Source organism: Shewanella pneumatophori (assembly GCF_023283895.1).
Classification (GTDB): domain Bacteria; phylum Pseudomonadota; class Gammaproteobacteria; order Enterobacterales; family Shewanellaceae; genus Shewanella; species Shewanella pneumatophori.
Genome location: NZ_JAKILB010000012.1, coordinates 132,812 through 139,812, shown reverse-complemented (window position 1 = coordinate 139,812; position 7,001 = coordinate 132,812). Strand labels below are relative to the sequence as shown.

Genomic DNA, 7,001 nt, shown 5'->3' with positions numbered 1-7,001 from the left:
TTAGTGTAACTTTCATATTGGACACCTTTTGTTAGTTATTGAACGCACAAATTCAATATGGCGCAAATGACGCCGGTTTAACAAGAGGTGTCCATCCCATCATCCCTGTAAACTCGGCCATGACGAATAGCATCCATGCTAAAATGCCAGTTCGGCATCCTGCCTTTCGTTCGAGAACTTGATAACTTCGTTATCTCTCACCTTGTCATGGACGGTCACGGCCGTATCTGCACTTGGTTAGACAAACATTATTCTGTTAATTCGGAGTAATGGCTAAAAGGCTAGTTCATTATCCGTATCTGTCGCTAATTCGCTCCGACACCTTTCTTCGATCGACTATATAAGAGACCCGATAAATGTTCTGCATTACTTTGCGGGAATAGTACATTCAACTTTTGTTAACATATGCTAGGTTAACTCCTTTACATCAATAACTTACGCTGCTAGCTTTGAGGTAAATTAACAAAGTGCAGGGATTTATCCGAGACGCAGGATAATAATCTGTTATGTGGAACTAGGAAGTGCCTCTGTATGAGATTTGAAGATTGGATGTGCCACAAAGGGCTCTCTGAGTCATCGATAAAGAAGTATAGTGGAGCAGTTAATGGAGTTCTAAGTGACTGGGCAATCGAAGGTGGTATTGTAGCTGGTTCTTTGGCATCAATATCCTGCCACTCACAATTCCATAGCATTGCTTCTTCTGTTAGAAAGTTACCTATCTACCTGGAAAGAAACAAGACTGGACACGGAATGTACAATAGTGCTTTGTCAAAGTACTCTGAGTATCTGTCTGAAGGTTTTGACTCCAGTATCGAGAATGATGTTGATTCGATCCTTGCTGATGATGTTACCGATACCGAAAAAGCGACTTTATTAAAGGTTCGCTTAGGTCAGGGGAAGTTTCGTCAAGAACTACTTACCTATTGGGGGGCTTGTGCTGTAACTGGCTATGAAGATCCTTCGTTCCTGATTGCCTCCCACATAAAACCTTGGTCTGCCTCAGATAATTGTGAGCGTTTGGATTATCACAACGGCTTATTGCTGGTTGCAAACCTAGATAAGGCCTTTGACTCAGGATTTGTTTCCTTTAGCGAGAATGGTCAAATTATGATTTCTAAACAGCTTAAGGAACCTGAAAAATTGGGAATACATCCAACAATGTCTGTTGAACTTAAAAAAGAGCATCAGGTGTACATGGATTTTCACCGTAAGCGTGTATTTCGTAACTCATAACAATCGCATCAAGTAGTTAGATTTACCATCATATGGAGAGTTTTAAATGAAAGATCTAGATCAAACAGAGTTAGAATCTAATCGCCCAGGAATAGATGTATTAGATGGAATTAACTATTGTCTCGAAGCTTTCTATAATGAAACTTTGAAAAGCACTGATGATTTTGCTGTTAATGGTTTAAAGTTTCAAGAAATTATAGGTGTTCTTTTACTAGCCAAAGATGATATTGAGCGCAATTAGGAAGAGTAAACCACTTTTGTATGTAACGGTTGGCTAACAAACTCATCCGGATAAAGGGGTCGGAGCGAATTAGAGAAAAAGAGATAAATTTTCTCATCTAAGCCACTAGTGATAGACCTGATACTCTAATGTGGTTATGCCCAAAAACGAGCTAGGGCTTTAATCATAACTCTAAATGTAAAGGTTATGCTTTTCTAACTCAGTGTAGACACGGCCGTGACCGTCCATGACATGGACGTCATGGCCGAGCCTCCAAGGATGGACTTGTTGCGTGTCACGGCAGTGTCTGCACATGCGCTGGCCGCAGGCCATTGGAACCACTGTTGCAGCAAGACAACTTTTAGCCTAGAGATATATCGAGTCTGTATGGTCTTTGCTATCAAACGAAGTTTGATTGATTAAGTCGATGGCTAACCGCAGACCCACGGTTAGCCTCGATAACAAGGGCGCCCGCTATGACGCCCAATCATCATAGCTATGACTATTATGTACCAAGCTAGGGTGTGACAATATTAAACACACCTTTGGGTTTATCTAAGGACGAAAAGAAGCTGACTAAATCAAGCTTACTGCCCTCGATTTCAAGCTCGTCGGAAAACAGCACCTCTTTGACGCCTGCTTTACCAATAATCAGATCGACAAATAACTCATGGCTAATATTTAATGTCGCGTTGGCCTTGGCAGATTTGGGTGCGAGCTTATGATGTAATACTGAGTTTTTTAGCTCTAGCACATAGTTTTTATCAAGATCGGTGAAGTTGATATTAAGAATAAACTCTTCGCCGAAGACTTCAGGCCCTATCACCCGTGATGCCATCGACTGCATAAAGTTCTCGACTGGCGATTGCAGCAAAATCTGTTTCATAGAGGCTAAATCAATCCCCACCTCTGGGCTGCCGTGTCTGAGCTCATAGGCAGCAGTTAGGTACACATCACGCCAAGGCGCTGACTCTGCCTGATAACCCAGCTGATCATAAATACTAGCAAGCAAAGCTTTGGCTTGTTTATGCTCAGGTTTGGCCACCACGAGATGATTTACCAGCTCTGCCGCCCAACGATACTCGCCAGCTGCTACAGCCTTGTTGGCCGCTGTGATGATTTTGTCTGCGCCGCCCATTAGCTCAACATATTTAACCGCCGATGCCGTTGCAGGCAATGGGTCTAGGTTAACGGGATTGGCGTCGTACCAACCTAAATAAGCTTGGTAAACCGCCTTGGCATTGTGCTTAACTGTGCCGTAGTAGCCGCGGCTGGCAAAGGTGTTCGACAGTGATGGCGGCATCTGTATTTGCTCGGCGATTTCGGCCGGAGTATAGCCTGCATTAAGCATGCGCACCGACTGATCGTGAATATACTTATAAGTGTCACGCTGCTTTTGTAAAAACTCATTTACTTCTGCTTGACCCCAAATAGGCCAATGATGACTGCCAAAATATACCTTGGTGTCTCGCTGTGCATTGAGGGCATCATCAATGGCTCGGCTCCATACCAATGCGTCACGCACCTTTGCGCCGCGCAAGGTATACAAATTGTGCATGTTTTTAGAGACTAGCTCAGCGCCGCAATATGCCTGCTGCTCAGGCAGGTAAAAAGTGAACTCAGCGGGCGCTTCTGAGCCTGATACGATTTGAAATTCAAAGGGGACGCCATCTACTTCCATCGCAGAGTCATGCTCGACCACCACATTAGGGCTCAAAATGCCAAACTCACCAAAGGCTGGCTCTTTGCCTAACCCTGAGCCTATATGACCGCGTACAGAGCGCGGTAGCTGCTTGCCGTACATATACATAGCGCGGCGGCTCATGGCGGTACCTGCCATCACGTTTTCGCTGGTCGCTTCATGCATAAAACCGGCTGGCGCAATGATATCAATAGTGTCATCAGGCGCTTGCTCAAATAAGCCCAAAGCCCCACCAAAGTGGTCCATATGACTGTGGGTAAATACAATCGCCGACACAGGTCGCTCGCCCAAAGTTTGATTTAAAAATTTTAGCGCGGTTTTGGCGGTTTCCGCTGTGGTTAATGGATCAACTATAATCCAGCCACTGTCACCGACTATCGCCGTCATATTGGCTAAGTCAAAACCTCGCAATTGATAAACACCTTGGGTGACTTCAAATAAGCCATCAATATTGTTAAGGCTCGCTTGTCGCCACAGACTGGGATTGACACTCGCAGGCGCTTCGCCCTCAATAAAGTCATAGGCGGTTCTGTCCCATATCACCTTGCCGTTTTCATCAACTACTTTAAGCTCTGGCATGCTGGCGATAAAGCCGCGCTTGGCATCTTCAAAGTCTTGTACATCGTCAAATGGCAACTCAGATAACACAGCTTGGTTTGCGCTTGCTGTGTGTGAACTTGCCGGGGTAAAGCCTAAAGCATCAACCTCTGTAGCCTTAACCTCGGTAGCAACTTTGCTTAAGTCAGGATCAGGTTGACAGCCCGTTAGCAAGATCGTGGTTAGCGTGCCAAACAGGCCGAGTTTAATATTGTTATAGATTTTATTGTGATTTTGATGATTGTGGTGATCATGATTAAGCTTGCTTTGCTGGCATGGCTCACGCTGAATAAACTGAAATGTTGGCATAGTTAAGCGCTTTAGTGGTTAACAAGATAACACCAAGCTATTACATAAAACCAACAACGCAGTTATCATTTTTCGCCAATCTAGCGCAAACTCATGGTTTGTTGGCTAAGTTTTGCTGCCGAAATTGCGATGGACTCACCCCAAGCCAGCCTTTAAATGAGCGGGTGAAATTACTCAAACTGCTATAGCCCAATATATTCGCAAGTTCATTCACAGCAATGTGAGTATTAAGCAAATAGTGGCAAGCTAACTCTTGCCGTTTAAGCTTTAATAGCGATCTAAAGCTGGTGCCCTCTTGCAGTAAATAACGACTTAAACTGCGCTCACTGACGTTATACATTTTTGCAATGCTTTGCGCCGTAGGTTCTTGCTCAAGTAACATGACATGAATGCCCTGACTGGTTTTTTGCCGCCATGTTAGTGCTTGCATCCCTTGTAAATATTGCCGCACTGCTGCTTCGCTATATTTAGCTTGTTGCGGATTTTTAGTCACCGTGGTTTGCTCAAGCATGGTTCTATCCATCCACATGCAATTGGTGGCAGCATTCATGACCACTTCGCAGCCAAAATAGTCTTGCCACAGGTGTTGTAACTTGTGGTCCTTGCGCATTAGCTCAACTTTGCACACAAACTGGTTATGGCCCAGCATCTGCTTACCGTGCTGCATTAAGCTGCTAAAAAACGCATCTATGGCAAGCTCGCTGATCTCAACGCCGTTGAGTGGATTAATGGTAAATCCAAGCCATTGAGGACTACGCTGCAGCTGAATATTGCCGCTATTACTCACCAGTGCCGAGTAATCGGGTAATAACTCGAAAGCCTCGGCTAAGGTGTTACAGCTAAGCAGCAAAGGACCTAGAAAATGAAAGTGCAATGGATAAGCATAACGCCCCACCGTTAGGCCAAAATCAGCCGAGCCTGTTGCTTGCATGGCGCATTGCCATAACTGAGTCATTTGCGCGATATCAACTCGGCTATCAGGCTTAGCTTCAAGCACCTCTATATTCAAACCAACTTGCTGAAATATGGGCTTTGGCTCAATGCCTATAACACTCAGCGCTCTGGCAATCGCCAACGTCCAAGCGGCAATGGTGGTGTATTGAGTCACAGCTTGGGTATTAATAGGATTAAATGAAGTCGGCATATAATCTGATTCTTCCCTACAGGTCTTTGATTAGCCAATAACAGACTATCAGCTTTGGTCTTTTATTGTCATCTAAGACACTAAAACGCTAAGTGACTGACGAGTATTATTAGGGAGGAGTATTGAGGAGTACTAGCCTATTTTGAAAAACAAAAAGGCTCAAAGGAGAACCTTTGAGCCTTAAATGTTATTGGTTAGCTTAATAGCCTTAAGTAGCCAGCCTTAACTAATCCGTTTTAACTAATCTATCCTAACTAATTCATTTAAAAAATGGTCGGCAACACGCTCACTTATTCATAACCATAACGCGTCACTTCAGACCACTTTTTATCGACTTCTTGCTTAATAAACTGCTTTTTCTGCTCGGTTAGTTTATCAAGCTCTATTCCTACCGCTTTATGGGCTGCAGCTTTAGTACTGATATCTGGATACTCAACTTTGCTGATGTCAAACTTCTTCAAAATCTCAGCCAATGACGCCCGCGCGTAGTTAACTTGTCTAATCGACATATCCAATAAGGCATTGCCCTCTTCTGGGTTATGGGCATACAGACCATGTGACGCCATAGCAAAGTCCCAACGCCACTGTGAATGACGAATTGCCATAATGGCATCGTTCATTAACGGCCAAGTCGCGCCAGCATCCCACGCAGCTTTAGCTTCGTAATGCGCCTTAACCAGCAAACCTTCGACTTCGCGAGCTTTGGCATCGATTTCAGCCTTGCTGCGTTCAAGCGACTTAACGATGGTTTTTTCGCTCTTATGGCAACCTTGGCAAACTGTATCGAAATGATCGAGTGCTTTACTGATCTTATGGCTGGTAAAGCTATTGCCCTTAGCATCGGTTTCTTCAGGCATGTGACAAGTGATACAAGTGACCCCAGCTTCTGCATGTTTACTGCGGCTCCAATGCTCAAACTCTGGGTGACGCGCTTTTAATATTGGCGTTTGCGATATGGGATGGATCCACTCGTAAAAACGGCGGGTATCATAGTATTTTTCAATGTCATCGACAGTGTTACCGAAGATCCAAGGAATATTGACTTTGTCGCTACGCTCAGGCTGGAAATAATAAGTCACATGGCATTGACCACAAGTTTGCGCACCTTGCATATTCACGCCTTGTTTATCAAATGGCATATGCACTTTCGCCATTGCATCTTGTGCATGTGGGCGCGGCATAGCGAGCTCAGCTTTACCGTCTACATGACAGTCGGTGCAATACACAACGCTATTCACCTCTGTGCCTAAATCGGTAAAGTTTTTAGCCGAAAAACCTTCAACGCCGAGCTCTTTCATTAAGCGCGTGGCATCAGGTGTTTTACAGGTCCAGCAGCTTGCAGATAAGCCTTTTTCACCCTCTTTTGGTGGCACGCCTGTACGCAATGTATGGGTGACATCGGCAACCGCAAAGTGATGCCCCCGAGGACTGTTATATTCTTTAGCAAACGATGAGCCCGCCCACAAAATCACCGCTGCAGGATAACTTGCCAGCATATCTTCGCGCTCTGTTTGCTCAGAGGTTTGTTGCCAACTTTGATACTGCACAGGAAACTCATCACGCAGCGCTGCATCGCGTTGTTGTTGCTCTACGGCTGCTTTGCTTAGGCTTTTTTTATCATCAGCCGCAGCGCTCTCAGCAAGTGCTGAGCCCATTGGCCAAAGCAGACCTATCATCAATGTACTGGCTAATTTCACACGCTTATGTACCATCATTTTTTACTATCAACCTTTTATTTTTATAACTACTACTTTTAAATTATTGCGTTCTTTTTACGATAAAACATGACCCACTTA

General features: G+C 44.5%; 5 protein-coding genes. 2 read left to right on the top strand and 3 right to left on the bottom strand.

The features are described from left to right. Nucleotides 1-531: 531 nt before the first annotated feature. Nucleotides 532-1,233, top strand: a complete 702-nt coding sequence (locus L2740_RS16935; RefSeq protein WP_248951263.1) for an HNH endonuclease — start codon at nt 532-534, stop codon at nt 1,231-1,233. 46 nt (nt 1,234-1,279) lie between these two features. Continuing rightward, nucleotides 1,280-1,474 (top strand): hypothetical protein, encoded by a 195-nt coding sequence (locus L2740_RS16930; RefSeq protein ID WP_248951262.1) that lies wholly within the window; start codon nt 1,280-1,282, stop codon nt 1,472-1,474. Between the two features lie 496 nt (nt 1,475-1,970). On the opposite strand, the gene L2740_RS16925 is transcribed toward L2740_RS16930, so the two are convergent. The 3 genes from L2740_RS16925 to L2740_RS16915 all read right to left on the bottom strand — a co-directional run bounded on the left by L2740_RS16925 (nt 1,971) and on the right by L2740_RS16915 (nt 6,860). Next, entirely contained in the window at nt 1,971-4,061 is a 2,091-nt protein-coding gene (locus L2740_RS16925; protein ID WP_248951261.1) for an alkyl/aryl-sulfatase, read from the bottom strand. A 91-nt stretch (nt 4,062-4,152) separates the two neighbouring features. Next, complete coding sequence (locus tag L2740_RS16920) at nt 4,153-5,205, bottom strand: AraC family transcriptional regulator (protein WP_248951260.1); 1,053 nt, start codon at nt 5,203-5,205, stop codon at nt 4,153-4,155. Between the two features lie 290 nt (nt 5,206-5,495). Beyond that, entirely contained in the window at nt 5,496-6,860 is a 1,365-nt protein-coding gene (locus tag L2740_RS16915) for an ammonia-forming cytochrome c nitrite reductase subunit c552 (protein ID WP_420833541.1), read from the bottom strand. Nucleotides 6,861-7,001 lie beyond the last annotated feature (141 nt).